The organism is Micromonospora sp. NBC_00860 (genome assembly GCF_045207375.1).
Classification (GTDB): Bacteria; Actinomycetota; Actinomycetes; order Mycobacteriales; family Micromonosporaceae; genus Micromonospora; species Micromonospora vinacea.
In genome coordinates, this window is record NZ_CP108825.1 from 1,133,808 (window position 1) to 1,157,126 (window position 23,319).

General features: G+C 67.6%; 29 protein-coding genes. 13 read left to right on the top strand and 16 right to left on the bottom strand.

Annotation, left to right across the window (positions count from 1 at the left end; genetic code table 11):
• Window positions 1-185 precede the first annotated feature (185 nt).
• From OH804_RS05065 to OH804_RS05075, 3 genes are all read right to left on the bottom strand, one after another.
• Complete coding sequence (locus tag OH804_RS05065; RefSeq protein WP_406063133.1) at window positions 186-587, bottom strand: DUF4260 domain-containing protein; 402 nt, start codon at window positions 585-587, stop codon at window positions 186-188.
• 102 nt (window positions 588-689) lie between these two features.
• Window positions 690-887 carry a hypothetical protein gene (locus OH804_RS05070; RefSeq protein WP_406063135.1) on the bottom strand — a complete coding sequence of 66 codons (198 nt, stop codon included), beginning with the start codon at window positions 885-887 and terminating at the stop codon, window positions 690-692.
• A 594-nt stretch (window positions 888-1,481) separates the two neighbouring features.
• Entirely contained in the window at window positions 1,482-2,195 is a 714-nt protein-coding gene (locus tag OH804_RS05075; protein WP_406066432.1) for an SDR family oxidoreductase, read from the bottom strand.
• A 110-nt stretch (window positions 2,196-2,305) separates the two neighbouring features.
• Between OH804_RS05075 and OH804_RS05080 the strand changes: the two genes are divergently transcribed.
• Complete coding sequence (locus OH804_RS05080) at window positions 2,306-2,689, top strand: MerR family transcriptional regulator (protein ID WP_406063137.1); 384 nt, start codon at window positions 2,306-2,308, stop codon at window positions 2,687-2,689.
• 490 nt (window positions 2,690-3,179) lie between these two features.
• Here OH804_RS05080 and OH804_RS05085 read toward each other — a convergent pair whose 3' ends face one another.
• The 3 genes from OH804_RS05085 to OH804_RS05095 are packed head-to-tail and all read right to left on the bottom strand — an operon-like array spanning window position 3,180 to window position 4,429.
• The gene (locus OH804_RS05085; RefSeq protein WP_406066434.1) at window positions 3,180-3,638 is read right to left on the bottom strand and encodes a MarR family winged helix-turn-helix transcriptional regulator; all 459 of its coding nucleotides are present in this window, start codon (window positions 3,636-3,638) and stop codon (window positions 3,180-3,182) included.
• 51 nt (window positions 3,639-3,689) lie between these two features.
• On the bottom strand, window positions 3,690-4,085 hold the full coding sequence (locus tag OH804_RS05090) for a nuclear transport factor 2 family protein (protein WP_406063139.1): 396 nt from the start codon (window positions 4,083-4,085) through the stop codon (window positions 3,690-3,692).
• Window positions 4,086-4,087: 2 nt separating this feature from the next.
• A complete protein-coding gene (locus OH804_RS05095; protein ID WP_406063141.1) occupies window positions 4,088-4,429 on the bottom strand; it encodes a MoaF-related domain-containing protein in 342 nt (113 codons plus the stop codon).
• Window positions 4,430-5,120: 691 nt separating this feature from the next.
• Here OH804_RS05095 and OH804_RS05100 point away from each other — a divergent pair.
• The 6 genes from OH804_RS05100 (at window position 5,121) to OH804_RS05125 (ending at window position 8,834) form a co-directional block, all read left to right on the top strand.
• Window positions 5,121-5,429 carry a GNAT family N-acetyltransferase gene (locus tag OH804_RS05100; protein WP_406063143.1) on the top strand — a complete coding sequence of 103 codons (309 nt, stop codon included), beginning with the start codon at window positions 5,121-5,123 and terminating at the stop codon, window positions 5,427-5,429.
• A 39-nt stretch (window positions 5,430-5,468) separates the two neighbouring features.
• Window positions 5,469-5,750 carry a (4Fe-4S)-binding protein gene (locus tag OH804_RS05105; protein ID WP_406063145.1) on the top strand — a complete coding sequence of 94 codons (282 nt, stop codon included), beginning with the start codon at window positions 5,469-5,471 and terminating at the stop codon, window positions 5,748-5,750.
• A 75-nt stretch (window positions 5,751-5,825) separates the two neighbouring features.
• Window positions 5,826-5,993 carry a hypothetical protein gene (locus OH804_RS05110; protein WP_406063148.1) on the top strand — a complete coding sequence of 56 codons (168 nt, stop codon included), beginning with the start codon at window positions 5,826-5,828 and terminating at the stop codon, window positions 5,991-5,993.
• A 193-nt stretch (window positions 5,994-6,186) separates the two neighbouring features.
• Complete coding sequence (locus tag OH804_RS05115; RefSeq protein WP_406063150.1) at window positions 6,187-6,426, top strand: hypothetical protein; 240 nt, start codon at window positions 6,187-6,189, stop codon at window positions 6,424-6,426.
• Window positions 6,427-6,430: 4 nt separating this feature from the next.
• On the top strand, window positions 6,431-7,333 hold the full coding sequence (locus OH804_RS05120; protein WP_406063152.1) for a DUF5996 family protein: 903 nt from the start codon (window positions 6,431-6,433) through the stop codon (window positions 7,331-7,333).
• A 589-nt stretch (window positions 7,334-7,922) separates the two neighbouring features.
• Window positions 7,923-8,834 (top strand): replication-relaxation family protein, encoded by a 912-nt coding sequence (locus tag OH804_RS05125; RefSeq protein ID WP_406063154.1) that lies wholly within the window; start codon window positions 7,923-7,925, stop codon window positions 8,832-8,834.
• Between the two features lie 380 nt (window positions 8,835-9,214).
• On the opposite strand, the gene OH804_RS05130 is transcribed toward OH804_RS05125, so the two are convergent.
• The 5 genes from OH804_RS05130 to OH804_RS05150 all read right to left on the bottom strand — a co-directional run bounded on the left by OH804_RS05130 (window position 9,215) and on the right by OH804_RS05150 (window position 16,116).
• Window positions 9,215-11,371: a hypothetical protein gene (locus OH804_RS05130; protein ID WP_406063156.1), complete on the bottom strand. Its 2,157-nt coding sequence runs from the start codon at window positions 11,369-11,371 to the stop codon at window positions 9,215-9,217.
• 208 nt (window positions 11,372-11,579) lie between these two features.
• Window positions 11,580-13,292, bottom strand: coding sequence for a carboxylesterase/lipase family protein (locus OH804_RS05135; protein WP_406063157.1), 1,713 nt, complete (start codon window positions 13,290-13,292; stop codon window positions 11,580-11,582).
• A gap of 260 nt (window positions 13,293-13,552) precedes the next feature.
• The gene (locus tag OH804_RS05140; RefSeq protein ID WP_406063159.1) at window positions 13,553-13,894 is read right to left on the bottom strand and encodes a hypothetical protein; all 342 of its coding nucleotides are present in this window, start codon (window positions 13,892-13,894) and stop codon (window positions 13,553-13,555) included.
• Between the two features lie 206 nt (window positions 13,895-14,100).
• A complete protein-coding gene (locus tag OH804_RS05145) occupies window positions 14,101-14,979 on the bottom strand; it encodes an LLM class flavin-dependent oxidoreductase (protein WP_406063161.1) in 879 nt (292 codons plus the stop codon).
• A gap of 117 nt (window positions 14,980-15,096) precedes the next feature.
• Window positions 15,097-16,116 (bottom strand): aldo/keto reductase, encoded by a 1,020-nt coding sequence (locus OH804_RS05150; RefSeq protein WP_406063163.1) that lies wholly within the window; start codon window positions 16,114-16,116, stop codon window positions 15,097-15,099.
• Between the two features lie 157 nt (window positions 16,117-16,273).
• Between OH804_RS05150 and OH804_RS05155 the strand changes: the two genes are divergently transcribed.
• Window positions 16,274-16,852, top strand: coding sequence for a TetR/AcrR family transcriptional regulator (locus tag OH804_RS05155; RefSeq protein ID WP_406066436.1), 579 nt, complete (start codon window positions 16,274-16,276; stop codon window positions 16,850-16,852).
• A 134-nt stretch (window positions 16,853-16,986) separates the two neighbouring features.
• Here OH804_RS05155 and OH804_RS05160 read toward each other — a convergent pair whose 3' ends face one another.
• Entirely contained in the window at window positions 16,987-17,295 is a 309-nt protein-coding gene (locus tag OH804_RS05160) for a DUF4260 family protein (protein WP_406063165.1), read from the bottom strand.
• Between the two features lie 232 nt (window positions 17,296-17,527).
• Entirely contained in the window at window positions 17,528-18,259 is a 732-nt protein-coding gene (locus tag OH804_RS05165) for an NmrA family NAD(P)-binding protein (RefSeq protein WP_406063167.1), read from the bottom strand.
• Here OH804_RS05165 and OH804_RS05170 point away from each other — a divergent pair.
• The 4 genes from OH804_RS05170 to OH804_RS05185 all read left to right on the top strand — a co-directional run bounded on the left by OH804_RS05170 (window position 18,177) and on the right by OH804_RS05185 (window position 21,800).
• On the top strand, window positions 18,177-18,557 hold the full coding sequence (locus OH804_RS05170; RefSeq protein ID WP_406063169.1) for a GbsR/MarR family transcriptional regulator: 381 nt from the start codon (window positions 18,177-18,179) through the stop codon (window positions 18,555-18,557). The two genes, OH804_RS05165 and OH804_RS05170, sit on opposite strands and share 83 nt — an antisense overlap.
• A gap of 464 nt (window positions 18,558-19,021) precedes the next feature.
• Window positions 19,022-20,386, top strand: a complete 1,365-nt coding sequence (locus OH804_RS05175; protein WP_406063171.1) for a TrkH family potassium uptake protein — start codon at window positions 19,022-19,024, stop codon at window positions 20,384-20,386.
• Window positions 20,379-21,053, top strand: a complete 675-nt coding sequence (locus OH804_RS05180) for a TrkA family potassium uptake protein (RefSeq protein WP_347662510.1) — start codon at window positions 20,379-20,381, stop codon at window positions 21,051-21,053. Before OH804_RS05175 ends, OH804_RS05180 begins: the two co-directional genes overlap by 8 nt.
• Window positions 21,054-21,197: 144 nt before the next feature.
• Window positions 21,198-21,800 carry a hypothetical protein gene (locus OH804_RS05185; protein ID WP_406063173.1) on the top strand — a complete coding sequence of 201 codons (603 nt, stop codon included), beginning with the start codon at window positions 21,198-21,200 and terminating at the stop codon, window positions 21,798-21,800.
• Window positions 21,801-21,825: 25 nt separating this feature from the next.
• Here OH804_RS05185 and OH804_RS05190 read toward each other — a convergent pair whose 3' ends face one another.
• From OH804_RS05190 to OH804_RS05200, 3 genes are all read right to left on the bottom strand, one after another.
• Entirely contained in the window at window positions 21,826-22,299 is a 474-nt protein-coding gene (locus tag OH804_RS05190; RefSeq protein ID WP_406063175.1) for a hypothetical protein, read from the bottom strand.
• Complete coding sequence (locus OH804_RS05195) at window positions 22,296-22,478, bottom strand: recombinase family protein (protein ID WP_406063177.1); 183 nt, start codon at window positions 22,476-22,478, stop codon at window positions 22,296-22,298. Before OH804_RS05195 ends, OH804_RS05190 begins: the two co-directional genes overlap by 4 nt.
• Before the next feature lie 127 nt (window positions 22,479-22,605).
• On the bottom strand, window positions 22,606-22,872 hold the full coding sequence (locus OH804_RS05200; RefSeq protein ID WP_231392743.1) for a hypothetical protein: 267 nt from the start codon (window positions 22,870-22,872) through the stop codon (window positions 22,606-22,608).
• On the opposite strand from OH804_RS05200, the gene OH804_RS05205 reads away from it, so the two are divergent.
• The gene (locus tag OH804_RS05205; RefSeq protein ID WP_231392742.1) at window positions 22,849-23,274 is read left to right on the top strand and encodes a pyridoxamine 5'-phosphate oxidase family protein; all 426 of its coding nucleotides are present in this window, start codon (window positions 22,849-22,851) and stop codon (window positions 23,272-23,274) included. The genes OH804_RS05200 and OH804_RS05205 overlap by 24 nt on opposite strands.
• Window positions 23,275-23,319: the final 45 nt, after the last annotated feature.

The window sequence follows — 23,319 nt, forward strand, 5'->3', positions numbered from 1 at the left end:
TCTACGGTCGCCGACGGCCGGGCGGCGGATGCGTACGGGCCTGAGCCGCAGCGGCCCACGGGTCACCCCCCGGGCAGGCGAGGGTCGGTTGCCCGACCCGCTACCGCAGTCGGCCTACGACACCATCGCCGAGAACTCACGCGGTGCCGACGACAACCCATCGGGTTTTTGATCCTGGATGTCCGTCAAAGCGGGTCAGGCCCTCGGGCCTTGCCGATCAAGCCGAGGTGGGTGTGCTCGAATCCTTCGGCCGTCTTGAGGCCGTAGCCGAGGCCGCGATCGACGGCGATGTGGAACACCCAGGCAAGAGCCAGAACTCCGAGCCAACCGATCCGGTAGCCGAACCCGGCCGCGGCCACGGCTACCGCGCCCAGCGCGGCCGGCAGCGTGTAGGAGTGCGCCAGGTTGTAGCAAAAGGCCCCGAGGCGTGGCCCGCGCAGGTAGCCGAGCATGGACAGGTCGAAGACGAGGAAGAGGGCGAGCAGCGACCACCACGGGTACCCGGCGGTGACGGTCACGACGACGGCGAGGGCCGCGACGACGAGGCCCTCGACGCGCTGCACTGCGACCGGACTCAGATACGGCATGTCACACCTCAATGTCGGTCAGGGACACGGGTGGGTTGTCTTCCCGTCGCTGGCCTGACCTCGGGAAGAGGATAGACCGGCGGTGACGACCCTCGTGCTCCGTTACCGGACAACAGCTTCGTCGAAGGCGACGATCCGCCCCGCGAACCAGGCGGGGTCGGCCAGATGGGGGTAGTGGGTGACGGCCGGCGCCGACTTGACGAGCGCACAGGGAAGGCGGCTGCGCAGCCAGTCGGGGTAGCCGTCGGCGAGGGGCAGGCCGCGCAGTGACAGGTACGGCGTGGGTTGCTGCGGCGGCATCAGGTTCTCCACGTATGTGGTCAGGTCCTGCGGTCCGAGGTCGAGCAGAGGAGCCCACTCCGAGTAGGGCGTCCTGGCGTGCCTTGCGGCGTGCCTGGAGGTGTTCGGCGACGGGGGGGAGTTGCCCGTACATCTGGGTGAAGGTCGACATCATGACGTCGGCGATGGCGTCGCCGCGCAAGGGCTGGGCCATCGGTGTCGGCACGGGCGTCACGTCTGGTCTCGCTGGTCCTGCTGCCGCCCGGCCGGTTGCAATCGCCCCTGCAGCAGGTGGCCGGCCTGACCCACTTCGACTACCTGACCCCTCAGCCACATGTCGGAGGCACCCGACCGGCGCTGCGCGTTTCCAGGTGAGGTGGACCCGCCGATCATGGAGTTGTGGTGCCTGACTTGGCGTTTTGCGGGCGTTTTGTTTCCCACCACAACTCCATGATCGGCGAGGTGCGTGCCTCGTGCGGAGGTCGCGCGGGCCGCCCGGCTCCTGGACGCCATACGGGGAGGCGGCCCGGCTCCCGCGGTACGGCGGGCCTGCGCGTCCCCACCGGCCGCGCAGAAGTGGCCGACGTGCCCGGGGCCTCCCGTCGACCTGCTTTGTCAGCTCGCCGAGGCGGAGGCGGCGGTGTAGAACTCGCTCGGGTCCCCGGCGAGGGATGCCTTGACGTAGGCGCTCCATTCGTCGGCAATGACCTCGAGCTTGTCGGCCTCGATGCCATCGAGTGCGGCACGGACAACCTCGGCGGGGGCCATCTTGTCGCCGTCATAGCCGGCTGCCATGTCGGTGTCGGCAGCGCCCAGGTGCAGCCCGGTCACGAGGGTGCCCTGCTCGGCGAGTTCGATGCGGATGCCGTTGGTCAGGCTCCACGCGGCTGCCTTCGCCGCGCTGTAGGCGTTGGCCCCGTCGTAGGAGAACCATGACAGAGCTGACAGGGCGTTGAGAATCCCCCCGCCGCCGTTACTGGCGAGCACTGGCGCGAATGCCCGAACCATGCCGAGGGTGCCGTAGAAGTGTGTGTCCATTTCCAACCGGATCTTGCTCAGGTCGCCGCTGACCAGGTTTGCCCCGGTGGCGAGCCCGGCGTTGTTGATCAGCAGGGTGACATCGGGGGCGGCGGCCGCCGCGTCCGCGACCGACTGTGGGTCGGTGACGTCCAGGCGCAGCTTCTCAACGCCGGCGATGTCGATCAGTTCCGGGTTGCGGGCCGTGGCATACACCTTGCTCGCGCCCCGCTCCAGCAGGTGTTGGGTGAAGTGCTTGCCGAGTCCACGGTTGGCGCCGGTGACGAGCGCGACCGAACCAGAAATACGCATGGGTGCCTCCACAGGCTCAAGATGTTCCGTTGCGTGGGCTACGCTAGAACCTGACGCTGACGTTAGAGGCAAGTGTTGTGTCTGGCGTCACCAGTTGAGGGGGAGAAGTCGTGCGGATCGGTGAACTCGCCACCAGGACCGGGGTGTCGGTGCGAGCGCTGCGCTACTACGAGGAACAAGGACTGCTGACCAGCACACGCAGCAACGGCGGTCAGCGTCACTATGGCGACATGGCGGCCGACCGGGTGCACCTGATCCAGATGCTGTACGGCGCAGGCCTGTCCAGCAAGACGATCCTGGACCTCCTGCCGTGCGTCGACGCGAAGGTCACCACACCGCAGTCTCGAGCCATGATGGACAGCGAGCGCGACCGCATCGACAAGCAGATCACCCGACTCGTCGAGGTCCGGGACCGGCTCGACGCGGTCATCGCGCTCAGCCTGAGCCCGGCCAGTGGCTGCACCACGGTGGACACCGTCACCGCGACGGCGTAACGCACACCAGCGGCCGCGCGGTCAGCTCAGGACGTGCCGCCGCCGACGATACTGGCCTGCATCTTCATGCTGGAACTCGGTGGGGATCTGCGGTCGACCAGCCACCAAGCGGTGCAGCGACTGGTCGACCAGAATCAGTGGGAGGTACGCAGCGCCGGCACGGGTCTGGCCACCGCGCACCATGACGACGCCTCGCCGCTGCACTCGGCGAATGCGCCACTGGTGGAGCGGGCCGCCGCCCTGCCGGACCGGGCCAAGGCGGCCGGCAATGTGGCCGGAGAGTCACCGCGAACGAGGTGTTCGAACTGGGACTTGCCCTGTCCTGGGCGATCGACGGCTTCGGCGACGACGAGGCCGAGGCGCGGGCGTGGCTTGGTGCACACGCAGGTCAGTGATCACGTAGACGGTCTGAACTACGGCACACTCGCCCGAGAGCAACTGGTGTCAACTGGATAGTACTAAGCCACCACACCGTCCTGTGGCATCTTCACTAGGCTTCTGCCTCGTCGAAAACTCGCACAACACGCGCGCTGATCCTGCCGAGGGCGGCGGCATCCGCTGCGCCCAGGCTATCGAAAAGGACGTCTCGAATCTCTGCACGTTGCGCGCGTAGCACGCGTACCACGAGCAGTCGACCTTGCGAGGTCAAGGTGGCTTCGTAGGCGCGTCGTCCCGTTGGTACACGACCGCGGGTGACCAGATCCTGGCGTTCCAGAACGTTTAGCGTGTGGCTGACGCGGCTGGGCGAGAAGCGCAGCATGCCGGCGAGCGCTTTCAGGCCCAGCGTCTGATTCTCCGCGGCGCTAAGCAGGACCAGCAACTTGAAGTGCCCGTGCGAGATGTTCCCGTCGCGCTGGGATTGTCGTTCCAGCGCGACCTCGAGGAGGTGGGCCGCCAGCACGAAGTCCTGCCATACTGCGGCCCGGTCGAGGTCGTCGTCACGTCGCATCGTCACGGTGTTCATTTTGCGCCGACGCACCGGCATGTCGACCTTCCGGGCCTACACCATGGCGTTGCCGTTGGCGGAGGCTTCGGCGGTGACGATGTCCTGAACGACGTCCCAGTGTTCCACGATACGTCCGTTCTCCAGCCGGAAGATGTCGACGATGGCCACAGGGTTCGGGGCCCAGCCACGGACGATGCTGTGGGTAAAGACCAGATCGCCCTGAGCGGCAACCCGTTGCGGCTCCCAGGAGAAGCCCTCCAGCCCCGGGACGACGTTGCGCAAGGTGTCAAGCCCGTTGGGCATCTGCGGGCTGTGCTGGACATAGGGTTCGGCCCAGTATCGGTCGATCGCGGTGAGATCCTTCTCCGCGAACAACTCTCGCATCGCGGTGAGCACGATTTCGGTGTTTCGCTTTGCCTGGTCGTCCTGGGTGGCGGGGTACTGGGTCATGTTCAGGCCTCCTTGATCGTTCCGACGAAGTTGTAGAGCTTGCCGTCGACGGTCACGTTGGAATAGACCGTCCCGTTCTCGAAGTCCTCCAGGTGCGTGACGGTGGCCCCGCTCGCCTCGGTCCAGGAGTTCAGATAGACGCCTTCACGAATCTCTTGCAAGTTCAGAGCCACCGTTTCAGCGTGACCGTCGGGGGCGAGCCCCGCGCCCTGCACGACGACGAAGCTGCCCTGGGTCGGCGAATCAAAGGTGAACCGCACCTTCAGGTCGCCCAGATCGAAGCGGTAGCTACGGCCCGTTAATTGCCTGGTCATGACACTGCCCTTCTGTTGCTCGCGCGGCACGACTCGCCCCTGAGTTGAACTCTCAACTCAGGGGCGCGTTTCAGCAAGGGATTGGGATGCAAGTCACCCAGCCGCTGCGAGCGGCTCGTCCCGAACGTCCGGGAGAGCCCGCTCTCCTAGCAGGACACCCATCGGGGACGTACTCGCCGTGGATCGCGCGGACTGCGCCTGAACACAGGCACTGCCGGAGATCCGAGCACGGGCGCTGTGCCGGAGTTCGGCGTCCGGTGCCCCTCAATGACCTCCAGGGTCGAGGTCCTCCCGGCATCGTTGTTGCCGAGCGGCACGCGTTGCTCGCCTCGCCGTACCTGGAAAGACGGGTCCTTCACTGAATGAGTGCCGCTGTAGATGACGGTTAAGCCGTTCGACTTCGTGACTGGTTGGTGGACAGGCCTCCTCGAAACGCGTTCGCAGCCGGTCCGGTAGTGGCGCCGTGTCATCACCGCATGTGACGCAGTGTCACTGGTCGCGGCCGGTTGCTGACGCACACTGGATGGTGACCGCGGGATCGCCGCGTCACCGAGACGACGCGGGGACAGCTGCGCCCGCACAACTTGGCGAAGTCCAGCGACGCGTCGTCCACCAAGTCCTGACAACGGGTCGGCCCCGGAGGCCGGTGACGTTAAGTGACGCATCAACTAGACCGAACCACCGTGGCTTGAGATCCACGCTAAAGACACCTGGAGGAGACATGGCGGTAAGAGTGAGTGATGTCCCCGAGGCCAAGCGATACGAGGCCCGCGTCGACGGAGAGTCCAAGGTCGCGGGCGTCGCGCAGTACATCCGCACCACGGAACTCGTCGCGTTCGTACACACCGAGGTCTCGCCGGAGTACGAGGGAAGGGGAGTCGGGGCAGCACTGGCCCGCACCGCCCTCGACGAGGCGCGCGCCGCGAACCTGCTGGTCCTGGCCACCTGCCCATTTATCGCGGGGTGGATCGCCAGGCACCCCGAGTATCAGGACCTGGTGTACCAGGCCTACAGCAGGGTCAGTGACTGAACGGCCGAGCATGGCGACGACGCGACGACGGAGGCCGCTATGAGCAGCGGAGCCAACAAGAAGGCGTACAAGGGCCAGAAGATCACTGTCACGTTCGAGGCGAGGCGTTGCTTGCACGCCGCCGAGTGCGTCCGCGGCTTGCCGGAGGTCTTCGACACGGGCCAGCGCCCGTGGATTCGGCCCGACCTTGCCGAGGCCGAGCGCCTGGCCGAAGTGGTGGGGCGCTGCCCCTCGGGGGCACTGCAGTACGAAATCGTGAACGGCGGGGCCGAGACCCCGACCGGCCCACGCAGATCACGCGCAACTCCGTCGGACAGTTGAGGAGAAGAACTACGCCGCCGGGCAGTGGGTCGTTACCTATGACGCCACCCACGGGCTCGACCCGGCCGCCTCGCGATGGCCGGCGACTCCGTCGGCGGGAACGCGGCTATCGCTCTCACCCTGGCTGCCAAGCAGCACTGCGCCGTGCCGCTCGCCGGGCAGGTCTGTTCTCCCCGGTTACCGACGCAAGTTTCGACACACGCTCTACCGGCAGTTCGCGGAGGGCTTCTTCCTGTGCCGTGACGTCATGCAGTGGTAATGCGACCAGTACTCCACCGACGCCGCGCAGCGTGGCGAGATCACCGCCTCGCCGCTGCGCGCCATCGCCGAGCAACTGGCCGGGTTGCACGCTCCGCGGAATCCGAGCGGCCGAGGCGATCCGCCAGGCCGCCAACTTCCTGTCCGCCCTTCTGTCGACCCGATGAAAGGTACTGGAATGAAACCCACCATCGTCCTTGTCCACGGCGCGTTCGCCGAGTCCGCCAGCTGGAACAGAGTAGTCCAGCGGCTGCACGCCGACGGCCCGCTCGCGGCACACCGCTTCATGGCCGAGCCCGCCGATGCTCGCGCCAACGTGGAACTTCCCGGGACGTCGCATGCTATCGCCGCCTCAGAGCCCACCGCGGTGGCCGAGATCATTCGCAAGGCGGCCACGTCGAGCGGCTGGGAGGGTTAGGGCGATGCAGAACGCGATCACCGGGTCATGGCCCCGGCTGCGCGTGGCGGACTGGGCCGATACCCGTGACACGCTGCACATGTGGACCCAGATCATTGGCAAGATCCGGATGGCCTACGCGCCGACGGTCAACCACTGGTGGCACGTCACGCTCTATCCGACCGCGCGCGGCCTGACCACGTCGCCGGTGCCGTACCGCGAGGGGACCTTCGACATCGAGTTCGACTTCCTCGATCACCGGCTTCGCCTGCGCACCAGCGACGGCGGCTTGAGCGACATCGCGCTCGAACCGAAGCCAGTTGCGACGTTCTACCTCGAAACCTTCGAGGCGCTGGCAGCGCTCGGACTCAAGCCGCAGATCCATGCGATTCCCAACGAGGTCGAAATCGCGATCCCCTTCGCCGACGACCACAAGAACAAGTCGTACGACGGGGAGGCCGCGCGACTTTTCTGGCAGCAACTCTCGCAGGCCGAACGGGTTCTCGGCCACTTCCGCTCCGAGTTCGTGGGCAAGGCAAGCCCGGTGCACTTCTTCTGGGGAGCGATGGATCTGGCCTATACGCGCTTCTCCGGCCGCGTCGCCCCGGCCCACCCGGGCGGCGTGCCCAACTGCCCGCCGGCGGTGATGCATGAGGGCTACTCGCACGAGCTGGCGAGCTTCGGGTTCTGGCCGGGCGGCGGCGAGGAGGGCGCCTTCTATGCGTACGCCTACCCGGAGCCGCCGGGCTATCCAGAGCGCACGGCCGCCTTCTACGACAAAGACCTGCGGGAGTGCGTGCTGCCCTATGAGACGGTCGCCAGCGCGCCCGATCCCGACGCCGTGCTGACCGAGTTCCTCCGCTCGACCTACGCGGCCGCCGCCGACCTGGCCAGATGGGAACGCTCCGCCTTGGAGGCGAAGCGCTAGCGCGGTGAGAGACGCGGATCGTGCTGGCCTGCGGAGACAGGCCCGAACACCCCTGGTTGCTGCCCAACCGGCGATCGACCGGGACTCGGTGTGGACCTGTCGGTCACGGTTCGGCGGCACCGGCCCGGACGGGTTGCTGGACGACCCTGTCCGGGCCGGCCGCGGGTGGGGTGACTGCGGAGCAGGTGAAGCGCAGGTCGTGGTCGCGACCTTGAGAAAGCCTCGGCGGACGCGACGCACTGGTCGACCCGGTCTTTGGTCGCACGCCCCAGCATGAGCCGCCTGAGCGACGTGACAGAGCTGCGAAGGTAGTGCCACCCGTTGGCAGGGTTCAGTCATTGTCGTTCGGGTCGGGCAGATGAACGCCTTCTGGACCAGATGGCGCTGTCACAACCGATCACCGGTTTCATTGACGCCCTCTGCTGCGGCTTCACTGAACCTGCACCACCCGTGCCGCTGACTGGCGCCCGGATGCGGCTTGTCAACGCAGCACGCCGCCCGTGACCGTCCACCGTCATCAAGGGCGACAGTTCCAGGCTCCCTCTCCACGGGAGAGGTCCCGTCCCTCTACTCCCTGAAGAAACTCCTTATGAACAGCGATTCCTCTATTCCCCTGTTCCGTCCGTCGTCGTCCCGAAATCCGTTCAATAAGTCTCAGCGATTGTCGCAACTGCGTCGGCTGACCCTGCTCGACCGTGAGCTCCTCCCGTGGCTCGCTGAGCACTACGTGCTGTCCACCGCCCAGATCACCCGGGCGCTGTTCCCCTCGGAGCACTCGGCCCGGCTGCGCCTGGACACTCTGCACCGCATCGACGCCGTGCACCGGTTCGTTGATGTCACCACCGGCGATAACCAGCACCTCTACACCCTCGGCCCGCTCGGGATGCTCGTACATCCCACCACCTACACCGATCCCGAGCGGCCGGACACTCGACCGCCACGCAGCAGCATCGAACGCACCGAACGCATCATCAGCAGCCCTCGACTGCGGCACTTGCTCGGCGTCAACCAACTCTTCGTCGACCTGGTCGCCTACTCCCGCACCGACTCGCGTGCCCACCTGCGGCGCTGGTGGTCCGAGCAGCACGCCACCGCCGCCTACCATCTCGCCAAGATCCGCCCCGATGGTCACGGCATTTGGACCGCCTGCGGCCAGACCGTGGGATTCTTCCTCGAACACGACAACGGCACCGAACCGCTTGCCACGGTGCTGCGCAAGCTGCGCGCCTACGAGCGCCTCGCCGAGTTCGGCCCCCGATACCCCGTCCTGCTGCGCGTGCCGCACCGCCGCCGTGAGGCTAGCCTGCTCGACGCCCTCGCCGGGGTGCCCATCGCCATGCCCGTGGCCACCGGCCTGCACGACGAGCACCCCGCCGGCCCCGCCTGGACCCTCACCACCGACCCCGGCCTGCGCCATTGGCTGCACCATCTGCCGTCGGACCACGGCCCTCACAACACTGCCACCAACCCCGACCGGTACATCGATCCCGACGACCACTGACCCCATCTCGCGTGGCGGCTCACCCCCGCTCACACCGCAGGTCACTGTCCCCGGCACGCCCCTTGCCAGGGGCATCCCGGCGGGAGCCGGCCATTCCTATTGCGTTGGACCGGTGGATGACGCGACAGCCGTCGATCGCTCGCCCTGCTTGGCATCACCTAACGACTTTGCCGGGCCCTGCACCATCAGCGGAGACAGGCCAAGTGACGTTGCAGTAGCGCCCACGGAGCACCGGCGGACTCTTTACGACAACCTCGGACGCTGTCATGTGCGACGTCGTCCGCTCGATCGGGGACCGGCACACGCGGCTCTTGCGGGCACCGCAGGCCGGTGGAACCACACGCCGCAGCGCCCTGAGGTTCGACGACAGTTACAGCACCTCAGCCGGTCCGGAGCCGCTCGGACAGCTCGCAGACCGCCGCCTCGTATCGGTCGTCCGTCACGCACGGCTGATGACCGCACATCGGAGGCCACACGGTGTCACGGCCTCGGGCATCGAGATCCTGCGGATCCCGAAGCCGGCGGTCCACCTCGGACCGCTGCCGTAGTGCGTCGTCACCCCCGCGTCCGGACGTGAAGATCCAACTGCCGATGGGATCGGTGTCACGCCACAAGTTCACCCAGCGCCAGCCCAACCGGCGGCCGGCCTCACTCAGCACATCCCTGCCCACGTACGCCGGGAACAGCGTGCTGTAGAGGCATCTCAGCGGTGAACCGTGCGTCAGCAGGGCAACCCTGGAGAACGCGGACGGCTCTAGTTGCAGGACGCTCGCCAGAGCGAGTACCGACCCGTGGCTGTGCGCCGCTACCAACACGTATCTTCCTTGCCGGACCAGCATGCTGATACGGCAGGCGAGTTCGGGTACGGCGCGTTCGGCGTAACACGGTGGGGCGAAGGGGTGAGCGGCGCGCGGCCAGAACATCCCGAGGTCCCAGAGCGTACCGATATAGCGACGAAAAGTGGCCGTACGGTAGGCGAACAGCCCTCCGAAGAACAGGCCGAGAAACAGCAACGCCATCAGGTAGCTCCCCAATTGGGTGCCCGCGCTGACGAAATCCGCCGGCAGGCTGACCAGGCCCTCCACGGCGACACTGGGCTGCAGCTCGTCCAGGGCCAGAGTGGTGAAACCCAGGCTCAGCGCGACGAGGCAGCAGTAGGTCAATCCGAGCGTAAACAGCCGTTCCGTGAATTGCGCCCGGGCGATTGCGTCGCGCACTTGTGCCCGCCGTCGGGCCGTCCCCGCATCTGCGTCAGGAAAGTCGCGCGCGACGATTTCTTCCGCTGACCGTCGTCGATTCCTCCGCGTGAACAGCACCATCACCGCACCCGCGACCGCTGCGCCAATGACCGACACGAAGAACCCGAACATCGTCCACTTGTATGCCAGAACAGGGCTGGTGGGCAGCACGTCGGGGGTGGGCAGATCGCGGTCGAGGTAGTCCGATACGCGGTAGTTGAATTCGGTGGCAAAGCCGACCGCCAGTCCCACCGCCAGACACGCGAACAGCGGCGCACCCGACCAGCGCAGCCTCCTCAGGCTGCCCTCCCGGCCCACCAGTGCGGCGATCCCGAGCAGCGCGAGTAGGACGCCCTGCGTCCCGAAGAGCAGGACGACCGCGACGTCGTGGCCGGGCAGTCCGTTTTCGGCGGGCCACTCGCTGCGATCGAACGCGACCCGCCCGATGACGGCGATCGTCACCACCACGGCAGTCGACCGCAGGGCATGGACCACCCCATCGACCACCAGGGTGCCGGCTACGGCGTCGATGACGGAAGGTATGCACAGCAGTACGACAGTGACGACAAGGGTGAGCGCGGCGCCAAACGTGAGCAGAACGTCGAGGAGGTTCGGTCTACGAGCGGTCCACAACGTCGCAATCAAACTGAGATCGAGCACGGCGAGACCGGTCGCCACATGGATGGAGCGAAGTCGCACCACTCCCGGCGTGGCGTGACGTGTCCCGATCGCGCCCAGTGCCGTGTCGGCCGGCTCACCCGTAGGTGGGATGAAGTCGTCGTACCAGCGAGGGCACCGGGAGCCCACCAGCCACAACACCCAGATCGCGGCGACGGGCACCAGCGACAGCAGCGCAATGCGCAATCCGACCGGTTGACCGCCGAGCCAGGACAGCCAGGTCCGGCCCCCGAGGCAACTACCCAGGGACATGCACTTGCAGGCGAGCAGGTCCAACGCCACACCGACGAAAGACAAGACGTACAGGGCCGTGAGGCTCAGGCCGACCAGCCTGCAGCCTACCCAGACCACACCGCCGCTGACCTTCGCCCGCGGCCGCATCCATGCCGCCGCGTTGCATGCCATGAACGGCAACAGCAGCACCAGCGACAGCGTCCTCGCGGCGGCCCCGCTGCGTAGATCGCTCCACCGGTATGTCTCCAACACCACGCCGCAGGCGCCTCGGGAGTCACCGTAGCCTCTGCGGGGCCGGTAGAAGCCGCCCTTGCTGTCGCCGCCGACCCGCTGCACATGCGGCCGATCCAGGATGTCATCCGCGCCGGCACCCATCACGCCGTGCACCCGCAACTCAACGACGTCACCCGGCGGGTGGCACTCACCCTGTGCACGGCGCGGCGATGATTCGGGCATTCCTACCTCGCAGACTGGGACAGGCCTCGGAGCGAAGCGCTGGCCAGCCGCGCATACCCGAACGGGCCTATTCCAGACGGGGGACCCCCACCACCCTTCGTCTATGCCGACTACCCGGGGGTCGTGTAGGAGTGCTCGTCTAGGGGATCGGCCCGTCGTAGTCCATCCAGAAGTCGACGGCGTCGGAGCGTGGGTGAAGTGCCATCCCGCTGCCGCCAGTGAACTCCATGACGTGGTCGGGTGCTTGCTCGACCGTCGGCCAGGCCGGCAGGCCTGGCGCGTTGGGGTCGCCGGTGCGGACGAAGTTGACCCAGTACGCGCTCATCTGGTCGCGGAGCCGGTAGTCGGCCTCCGTGTAGTCGGCGGCGCTGTCGGCGCCGAGGTTGTCGTATGCGTACGCGACCTCGGCGCCGTGGTAGGCGCCGTACTTTTCGAGACCCTTCTCGGGAGGGATGTGTGAGAAGAAGTAGAGGTAGGCGTCCGACTCACCCGTCTGCGTCTGCAGCTGACCCCAGCGCCGCATGGCTCGGGTCATGATCTTGTCGGTTTCGGCCCGCAGGAGCGACTCGAGAACCTGTTCCGCTGTCTCCCCTGGATACAGATCGAGGAACCGATCCGCATCCTCACCGTATGTTTCGCGTGCGGACGCCCGGTACTCGTCGACGTCCGTGTCCGGTGGGCTGGCCAGCGCGAGCGAGGCCTCGTCCGCGTTGCTGCCGACCAAGGTCGGCACGTCCAGTTGCTCTCCGGACGCGTAGGTCTCCGCCGGCGATCGCTTGAGCACATGGCCGTCGACGGAGGGCTGCCAGTGCGCATCGAGCGCGCCCGCCGCGTCCACGACGCGCTCGACGGGCATCTCGCGCATCTCCTCGATGGTCGCCCCGCCCAGTTGCTCGCTCAGGCGGCGGCCGGCATCCTCTGCCGCCTCGCGCGTGTCAGTCTGGTCGCCGCGCTCGGTGTTGCCCGTGGTGCCCATGCACGCTCCGCTGCCGGCGACGATGCCGTCCACGAGGTCTTCGGCGAGTGGTGTCGCACCTAGGATGCAGACGCTCTCGCCCCCGGCGGATTCGCCCGCGATCGTGACCCGGTCGGGGTCGCCGCCGAATGCCGCGATGTTGTCGCGCACCCACGCTAGGGCGGCGATCTGGTCGAGGATCCCGTAGTTGCCCGACGCGTCGTGCGCGGACTCGGCGGAGAGTTCGGGATGGGAGAGGAAGCCGAGTACCCCCAGCCGGTAGTTGATGGTGACGGTGATCACCTCGCCGCGGGAGGCGAGCGACTCGCCATCGTAGAGGGGGAGCGCGCCGGAACCGGTCGCGAAGCCGCCGCCCGGGATGTAGACGAGCACGGGAAGGTCCTCCGAGGCGGGTCTCGTGCTCCGCCAGATGTTGAGGGAGAGACTGTCCTCGCTCACGGGATACGGATTGAGGAACGTGCCTTCCAGGGGCACCTCCACGATCTGGGAGAGCGCCCGCGTGAAGAACGTGGAGGTGCCCTGAACCGGAACGGCGGAGAACCGGTCTGCGGTGAACACGCCCTCGTGCGGCTTCGGCGGCTCAGGCGCACGCCAACGCAGATCCCCCACGGGAGCCTGCGCGTACGGGATGCCCGCGAAGACCTCGACGGTGCGCTCGTCGTTGTAGACCCCGGTGATCGGCCCCTGCTGCGTCTGCACCGGCCCGGACGGCGAGCGGTCCTCGCCGCCCGCGATGCGGGTCTGCGGCGGTGGATAGGCGAACACCGCCGCCCCGAAAACGAGCGTCCCGGCGAGCAGCCAAGCACCTATCCGGAGCAACGCGTGCCCTCGGGCCCACGAGCGCACGGTCGCACCAAGCACCACGAGCAGCCCCACGACAAGTACCCAACCCCACCACGGACTCCGGTTGAGCCACGCGAGCACGAACGCGACAGCCGTCAGCGGGAACAGGGGGACCCAGGGGCGGAGGGACCTCGCAAACCGTCGGCGCCCACCAAGCCTGGCACCCTCCTGGACGACACCGATTGGGCGCTGTTGCCGCTCGCTTCCCACTCTTCACTCCTGTTGCTGAATTCAAAACCGACACACGTTCGCGCGAAGCGCTTCACTGGCGTCGCACAGTGACGCGTTGCCTATCAGCGGACACCCTGGCCCCGAAACAGGGTCAAGCGCGGCGTCGCGGCATTCGACAGCGGGGGATTCACGAACGGCGCAGCGCTCGTCTGGCGGTGCGTGGTGGTCATCGGCGGGGTTCCCAGTGGAACAGTCGGGTGGTGAGGGCGGCGGCGATGGCGACCGAGGTCAGGGTCGTGCATGGTGCCGGAGGCCGGCCTGCGGCCGGACCGTACCTGGAAGGTGAGGTCCTTGACGGCGTGGAAGTCGCCGTAGGTGAGGTTCAGCCGGTCGACGTCGATGACAGGTGTAATGGACATGTACCCATGACAGCGCGGGCGCGGCCGACCCGTCAGTGGCGCCATGTCACGACCGCGTGTGACGTGGTGTCACTGGCCCCCGGCTGCCGGATACCCGACTTCGACTCCGGCGAACGCGTGCTCTCGGCCTGCCACCAGGGGAAGCTCTCCCGCGACGACGCGGTGCGGTATGGCCTGGGCGCGGTGCGCTCGCCCCGGTCTGTTGCGCCGCCCGGGGTCGGAGATCAATTCAGGCCGACCCGCCGGGGCCGCTATGCGGTCGACGGGGTGATGAGCTCATCGGCGACCCAACGTGCGACGCCAGCGGGGTAGGGCGCCGGCAGTATGAGCACGATGTGCCCGAAGCCGGCGCCGATCGTCCTGCCGATGGCGTCCCGGGTGAGCCCGGGCTGGTCGTAGGAGACGGGCAGGTTGATCGAGCGGGTGATCGACGCTGGGTCGCGGCCGATTTCGGCGCAGTAGCGTTCCAGCAGGGCGCTGCGGCTGACGGCGTCGTCGACGTCCCCGCTGGCGATGTTCCAGATGTCCGCGTGCTCCGCGACCACCCGCAATGTGGCGGCGGAGCGGCCACCGATAACGATCGGCGGGTGCGGGCGCTGCACGGGCTTGGGGCTGGCGAACGCTCCGGTGAGGTCGACGTAGGTTCCGTGGAAGTCGAACGGCTCGTTGTCGGTCCAGAGTCGCCGGATGACCGTGAGTGCCTCGGCGAGGCTGCCCACGGCGTCGGCGGTGTCGGCGAAGGGCAGGCCGTGCGCGGCGTACTCCCGCCGGGCCAGGGGGTGACCAGGCCGTGACCCGACGCCGATGCCGAAGTCGAGGCGCCCGCCGGAGACGATGTCGACGACCGTGGCGATCTTGGCGAGCATCGCGGGGGGTCGGAAGCGGTTGCTGGTCACCATTACGCCCAGTCGCAGCCGCTCGGTCTGCGCGGCGAGGGCGGAGAGCAGGGTCCAGCCTTCGTACGCCGATCCGCCCGGATCGCCACCGATGGGCATGAGGTGGTCGAACAGCCACGCGTGCTCGATCTCGGTGATGGCGTCCGCTTCCTGCCATACCCGCAGGATGTCGTGGTAGTCGACGTGCATCGGGGCGGTCATGAGCCCGAAGCTGGGCGAGGGCTTGCTTGGCATGGGTCCGTTCGTCCTTTCGGCGCCGAGCCTGGAAGGTCTGGCTGTGCGGCGGGTCAGCGGCAGGCGGACGCGCGGGCACACGTCCGTCTGCCGTCTGGTCACTGACGTGCCGAGTGATCAGCGGCGGCGCAGCGCCGGCTCGAGCAGAGCGGGCGGGGTGTCGTTCTTTTCGTGGGCGGCGAGGTCGACGCCGGGAGCCACGATCGCGTCGATCGCGTCCAGCACGTCGGCCGAGAGCACCGTGTCCGCGGCGGCGAGCTGCGAGCGGAGGTGGTCCATCGTGCGGGGGCCGATGATCGCGCTGGTCACGCCCGGGTGCGCGGTAACGAAGCCGAGCGCGAGTTGGATGATGCTGAGGCCGGCCTCGTCGGCGACTGTGGCGAGCTGCTCGACGGCGTCGAGCTTGGCGCGGTTGGCGGGGATGCTGATGTCGTAGCGCTGCTGCATGAAGCCCGAGCGGTTCGTGCTGATTTCCTGGCCGGCGCGGATCACGCCGGAGAGCCAGCCCGATGCCAGCGGGCTCCAGGCGAGCACTCCCATGCCGTACTCCTGGGTCGCGGGCAGCACGTGGGTTTCGATGCCGCGCTGCAGGATCGAGTAGTTCGGCTGCTCGGTGACGTACCGGCTCAGACGTCCCTCGCGGGCGGCCCACTGCGCCTGCACGATGCGGTAGGCGGGGAAGGTCGAGGAGCCGAAGTAGCGGATCTTGCCCGCGCGCTGCAGGTCCGTCAGCGCCGACAGCGTCTCGTCGTCGCTGGTCGTCGGATCCCACCGGTGCATCTGGTAGAGGTCGACGTGGTCGACGCCGAGGCGACGCAGGCTGTTCTCCAGCGCGGTGGCCAGCCAGCGGCGCGACCCGCCCCGCTGGTTGCGCTCGTCGCCCATCGGCAGGGTCGCCTTGGTGGCCAGAACGACGTCGGCGCGGCGGCCGGCGATGGCCTTGCCGACCATCTCCTCGGACTGGCCGCCGCTGTAGGCGTCGGCGGTGTCGATGAGGTTGATCCCCGCGTCGAGCGCTGCGTCGACGATGGTGGTGGCGTCCTCCTGGGTGGTGTTGCCGATCTTGCCGAAGTTCATGGCGCCGAGCACGAGGGTGCTGACCTGCACGCCAGTGCGACCCAAGGTGCGGTATTGCATGACTGCTTCTCCTTCAGACGTCCGGCGGTCCACGGGTTTGGTGGTAGCGCGCCCGGTTCATTATGCTGAGCAAGCGGAGCGCTGTTCCGGTAAACACCATACGGAACGGCGTTCCGGATGCCAAGTGGAGTGACGGAGGTAACGCGACGTGGCTGACATCGACAGCGACTCGGAGCAACCCGTCCCGCGCAAGCGGGCCGACGCCCGGCGCAACGAGAGGGCCCTGCTCGACGCTGCCGCCGCGGCGTTCGTCACGTCCGGCGTCGACGTGCCCGTGCGCGACATCGCCGTCAGGGCGGGCGTCGGCGTGGGCACGATCTACCGCCACTTCCCCAGCCGGGCCGACCTCATCGTCGCCGTCTACCGGCACCAGATCGAGGCGTGCGCCGAGGCGGGACCGGCCCTGCTGGCCGAGAGTGAAACACCGCACGTCGCCCTGGCGAAGTGGATCGATCTGTTCGTCGACTTCCTGGTCACCAAGCACGGTCTCGCCGCTGCGCTACAGTCCGACGACGCCGCCTTCCAGAGCCTGCACGCCTACTTCCTCGACCGGCTCGTCCCGGTCTGCGGCCAGCTCCTCGATGCCGCCGTCGCCGCCGACGAGATCCGCCCCGACATGAACGCCTACGGGCTGCTGCGCGGCGTCGGCAATCTCTGCATCGGCGCGGGCAACGATCCCCGTTACGACGCACGCCGCCTGGTCGACCTCGTCGTGGCCGGGCTTCGCGTCCGCTAGTGCGGTGTCCACGAACGTTCACCGGGTCCGGAGGTCGTTGTGGATCCTCGCCTGTGGGCGAGCGACTCCCCTCCGGCTGGTGGGCGGGCCTCCGCGGGCCACCTGAGCCTCGCGCCGCGCGTGGGCGGCGGGGATCACGTCGGGACCGGCCGGCACCGGGAAGGTGCCGGCCGGCTCGACGGTGCGTGGGCACCTCCGACAAGGTCGACCGCGATGTGGAATGCCCACGCGATGGCCAGCACTCCGAGCCAGTCGATTGGGTCGCGGAGTGCGGCCGTGATCACGGCCACCGCACCGAGTAACGCCGGCAGGGTGTAGGAGTGCGCCAGGTTGTAGCAGGTGGCGCCGAGGCGTGGCCCGTGCAGGTAGCCGAGCATGGACAGGTCGAAGACGAGAAAGAGGGCGAGCAGCCACCACCACGGGCACCCGGCGGTGACGGTCACGACGACGGCGAGGGCAGCAACGACAACGGCCTTGTGCGCTGCGCTGCGACCGGGTTCACATCTGGCATGTCACACCTCGGTGTCTGTCAGGGCTCCTGGCGCCGATTACGCGTGCGTCGACCGGACGGTGCCGCTCCCCACCGGCGCGCATTAAGAAACCTTTCCATGTGCGGTCAGGCGGCACGCAGGGTTCAGTCGAGGAAGGCCCTCGTGAGGCCGGCCGTCCCGGGTGTCAGCGATCCCTGCGCCGCAACGCCGGCTCGGTGTCGGCGAGAAAGCTCCGCAGCGTATGCGCCGTCCGTCCGGTGACGTGCTCGACGGTGTCGGTCACCTCCGCGAAGCTGCCGGCGCGCACCCGCTCGAACGTCAGCGCGGAGAGGTCTCGTTCGAAGCCCTCAAGACCGGCAACAGCCTCGTCGACGGTCACGTCCCGGTGGGTCACGGGATGCCCGGCCGCGGCGGAGAGCAGCTCCGCGGTGCGCGGCAACGACAGTGCCTCCGGACCGGAGATCCGGTACGTCCGGCCGGCATGCCCGTCCTCGAGCAGCGCCCGCGCGGCGACTGCCGCGATGTCCCGGGCGTCGATCCAGGCAACCGTTGCGTCGCTGCTGGGAAACGGCAGCTCACCGGCACCGACAATCTGGTCGCGGTAGAAGCGCGGATCGGTGAGCACCTGCATGAACCAGCCCGGCCGCAGGACCGTCCAGGGGCGCCCGCTGTCGCGTACCACACGCTCGACACGCGGCGCCCAACCGACGGGCCCCGGATGGTCCGGGCAGGGGTGGCCACCGTCCTGGTCGGACAGCAGGATCGAAGTGTCAGCCTTGCGCGATCCGGCGGAGCGACTCGCCTTGACCCTCACACAGGGGGGAATGCAACGCATGACCGCACGGGTCCTGGCAGCCTTGCTGTTCGCCGAGCGGGACACACGGACCGCAGGTGAGATCACGGAGCTGCTCACCATCAGCTCGGGCAGCGTATCGACCGCGTTGAAGTCACTCACCTCAGTCGGGTTGATCGAGAAGGTGCCCGCCCCCGGCAGCCGCCGGGAACACTTCCGCTTCCGCGAAGGCGCCTGGGCCACCCTGATGTCGGAAGAGAACCAACTGGTGAAAGTGATGCGGGAGGCCGCTGAGCAGGGCATCGCCGCCACCGGTGAGGACAGCCCAGCTGGTCGCCGCCTCGCCGAGATGCGGGACTTCTACAACTACCTGTGGCAGGAGCTACCGGCCCTGATCGACCGGTGGAAGGCCCAGAGGTAGAGCCATCAGCCGTTACGGGAGCCAGATGCGATGCGACCCCGCAGAAGGAGACAGCGACAGGCTTCGGCCCGACCGCCCCGACTCAAGCGGGAAGAGACGCCGCCGAGCCTGGCGGCAGCTTCGCCCGCGACCCAGGTCCATCGGCTACTGGATGCGCCGGCCAGAACCGTCCCTCGCCGCCGGAGCGTTGTTCACGGTGAGATCCCTGCTGTATGCGGGGCTCGGCGACGACGCGGCGGCGCTGATCCCGGCCTTCCTCATGGCGCCGTTGACCATCTTCGTGGGTACTCCCGGAACATCTGGCATCGCAACGCGGAACAGTAGCGCCTGCGGCGTCCGGACGCCTTCTGACCAGCCGCCGTCGGTGACGGCAGAATACGGTCAAGCTAGGGTCGTCGGGCTACGGCCCGTGGACGAGAGCTTCCTGTGGGCGTGATCGGTTTGGCAACGGGTGGGGGAACCGGATGCGTGGGTGGCGGCGACGGCTACGGCTGGGTGTGCTGGCCCGCTTTCAACAGCCGGCGCAGGTCGTCGTGGGTGGGTTCGCCGCCGCGGTCGCGGTCGGCACCGGGCTGTTGTCGTTGCCGGCCGCTACCGAGTCGGGGCAGCGGGCCGCGGTGGTAGACGCGGTGTTCACCGCCACCTCGGCGGTGTGTGTAACCGGGTTGGTCACCGTGGACACCAGCGGGCACTGGTCCCGGTTCGGCGAGATTGTCATCCTGGCACTGATCCAGGCCGGCGGGTTGGGCATCATGACCCTCGCAACCTTGTTCACGGTGCTGCTCGCCGGGCGGCTCGGCCTACGGGGCAGGTTGCTGGCGCAGGTGGAGACGAAGACACTCGGGCTGGGTGACATCCGCCGCCTGGTGCGCAACATCGTGCTGTTCAGCCTCCTCAGCGAGGCCGTCGCAGCAGTAGTTCTGACCGCCCGGTTCGCGGTCGGCTACGACGAGCCGTTCGGGAGTGCCGTGTATCACGGGGTGTTCCACGCGGTGTCAGCGTTCAACAACGCCGGCTTCTCCCTCAACACCGACAGCATGATGCGCTACGTCGCCGACCCCTGGGTGACTCTGACCGTGGCGGCCGCGATCATCATCGGCGGTCTCGGGTTCCCGGTGGTGTTCGAACTGGCCCGGAACTGGCGGCGGCCCGGGATGTGGTCGGTGATGACCCGCATCACCGTGTTCCTCACCGTGACGCTTCTGACGGCCGGCACGGCGGTGTTCACCCTGGCCGAGTACTCGAACCCGGCGACGCTCGGCCGGCTGGACGCCCCGGCCAAGCTGCTTGCCGGCTTTTTCCACTCAGTCAACACGCGCACGGCCGGGTTCAACAGCATCGACGTGTCTGCGCTGCGCCCCGAGAGTCTGTTCACCACCGATGTGCTGATGTTCATCGGCGGTGGTAGCGCCGGCACCGCCGGCGGCATCAAGGTGACCACCTTCGGGCTGCTCGCGTTCGTCATCTGGTCGGAGATGCGCGGCGAGCCCAAGGTTAACGTCGGGCGTCGTCGGGTTCCGGTGAGCAACCAACGCCAGGCGCTCACCGTCGCGCTGCTGGGTATCGGCGCGGTGACGGTCTCCACGTTCATCCTGCTGTCCCTGACCGCCCACAGTTTCGACCGGGTGCTGTTCGAGGCGGTCTCCGCCTTCGGCACCGTGGGCCTGTCCACCGGCATCACCGCCGACCTGCCGCCGGCCGCGGCGCTGCTCCTGGTCGGGCTGATGTTCCTGGGCCGGACCGGGCCGCTGACCCTCGCCTCCGCGCTCGCGCTGCGGGAGCGCACCCGCCGGTTCGAACTTCCCGAGGAAAGGACGATCGTTGGCTGACGTCACGGAAGAAATGGTGGTGGTCGTCGGGCTCGGCCGTTTCGGCGGCGCGCTCGCCGTGGAACTGCACCGGCAGGGCACCGAGGTACTCGCCGTCGACCACCGTCCGAAGGTGGTACAGAGCTTCGCGGGGCAACTGCCGCACGCGGTGACCGCCGACACCACCGACATCGAGGCGCTGCGGCAACTCGGCGTACCGGAGTTTCCCCGCGTGGTCGTGGCGATCGGCACCGACGTCCAGGCCAGCATCATGACTACCTCGCTGCTGGTGGACCTGGAGATCCCGGATATCTGGGCCAAGGCGATCAGTCGCCAGCACGGCAAGATTCTTGAACGGGTTGGCGCCCACCATGTGGTGCTGCCCGAACATGACATGGGGGAGAGGGTCGCTCACCTACTCACCGGACGCATCCTTGACTATATTCAGGTCGACGAGGACTACGCCATGGTCAAGACCAAGCCTCCCCGGGATGTCGTCAGCGTGCCGCTGCGCGAGTCTCGACTCCGCAGCCGGTACGGCGTGACTGTCGTGTCGGTCAAGCGGCAGGCCGACGGACGGGGCGCCGCCTTCACCTACGCCACTCCGGATGACGTGCTGATGTATGGCGACATTGTCCTCGTCGTGGGCAGGATCAGCGACGTCGAGCGGTTCGCCAACGCCCACTGACCCGCCCCGGGCAGGATCCCGATCGACTGGTCCTTCCTCTTCTATCTTTCGGCGGGGACGTGTCATCAGCTTGTACCGGGACGCCGACGAAGGAATCGGCCTCCTCGGGTAGGCAGCCGCACCGACCGGAGCCGTGCGAATCGCATGTGTCGCAGGAACGGCGCCTCCTCGTCGGTGACCGTGTACGGCTCACTGGTGCAGGTCGGTCTGCCGGAGGGTGACACGATTGGCTTCACCAAACGTACCGCCACCGTCTTCGATCCCGAGGTCGGTATTGAGTTCCTCAAGCTGACGTACATCTCCACGGGCGACTCGTACGCGATGACGGACGAGGACGGCAACACGGTGCTGTCCACCCGGGTCACCGGGACTGCCGCGGGCAAGTACTTCCCGACGTCGGTGACCGTGCCGGGCAGCAACCAGACCACGACGTTGGGCTGGGAGAAGGTCACTGTCACAGGCAAGGAGGTCGTCCGGCCGACCCGGATGCTGGCTCCGGTCCAGGATGGGGTGAACTGCACGACGCTGACCCGCGGATGCCGGGCGCTGACGTTCACCTACGCCACGACGACGACGGCGACCGGCACCGCCGAGTCGGCCTGGGGCGACTACACCGGCCGGGTGAAGGAGATCTCCTTCACCGCTTGGGATCCGGACCTAGCCACACCAGCGATGCGGACCGTGCCGATGGCCCGGTACGCGTACGACAACGCAGGCCGGCTACGTGAGTTCCCCCCCCCGCTTTGATGGAGCGGTGGGTACCTGCTGCCGGCTAGGTGAGCTTCAAGATCGTGCCGATCAGCATCGGTGGTGGGGCAACGGTTCGTGTTGCCCCTCGGACACAAATGTTTTGCCCAGGGTGTGCGCTGAGATCGATTGCAGCGCGCACCGTTTGCTTTTCGGTCTGGTAGTTCAGCCGGAGTCCGAGTTGCCGGTAGACCTCGGCCTTGCCGGCGGGATCCGCATCGCGGAGCACGGCGGCGAGATCGCCGAGCGCATTCACCAGGGTCGTGATTTCTGCTCGGCTCATCCTGCGCGGGGCGGTGCCCGTGTTCGCGCGGAGGTCTGTCTCCGCACGAGCGCGTTCGGCCTGGGTCTGTGCGATCCAGCCGGTGACCATCGTCAGGTCGGCTCCGGCGTCGAGGGCGGCGCGGTAGCGCTCCAACTTGGCGTCGCACTCGGTGATGATCGTCTGAGCTGCTGTGCTCGCTGCGGGCGAATGATCTAAGGGCTGGGCTTCGGTCATCCGGTTCCCCGCCCGTGTCGTTGCAGTGTCGCTTGGGCCTGCTTGAAGGTCGCGTCGTCGATGAGTGGCTCATGGGTGATGTCCTTGGAGACCACCCATTTGTCGCGGACGTTCCAGCGCATGACGCCGGTGTGGCCCATTGTCAGGTCGTTGACGTCGAGGCGGCCCGCGACACCCACATCGACCCCCGCGGCGGACGCATCCCCCCTCGCGCCCGGCGAGCCGTCGTCGGGGCCTCGGGTCTGCCGACGTGGGTAGGTCGACCGGCAGGATTTCCTGCGAGCGTCGTCAGTCCGGCTGTTCCGTTCAAGTGGTGTGCGCGAAACCGATGAAGAAATCAAGACACAAGGTGTCAGGTTTTGGGTCGAGCATGGGTTGCTGGTCGACGCCGATGGTGCGGCGTAAGCCGGGAACTCGGATAGATACGAACAGATAAGGACTTTCGTGCGCGAAACTTCGGAAGATCTCACAGAGCTTCAGGCTCTCCTTGATGCCTCCCTGTCCCGTTCCACCTCGCACCTCCGCTCGATCATCAGCACCGAACGCACCTTGACCGCGCAGCAGCTCACCCACGTCCTCAGTGGCATGTGCACCCTCGCCCTGTCCACCGTGACGGCGAAGGGCGAGCCGCGGATCAGCGGTGTCGATGGGCATCTCCTGCACGGCAAGTGGCTCTTCGGCACGGCGCGCGGCTCGGCCAAGGCGCGCCATCTCTCGGCGCGGCCCGCCGTGAGCGCCGCGCACATGCGCGGTGAGGACCTGGGCGTGTTCACGCACGGAAGGGCCGAGATCCTCAACCCCCACGACGGCGAGCCGGCCGAGGACTGGCCGGACCTGCTCGCGTACCTCAAGGACTTCTACGGCGAGGACCTCTTCGACTGGGACAACGACGTCGTCTACTACCGGCTGCAACCGCACTGGATGGCCGCCTACGCGCCCGACGTCGCAAAGTTCACTGCGCTGTCCCGGCCCTGAGCCCGCAGCAGTGGCCGGATCGGGACCAGCCATGTCATGAGAGAT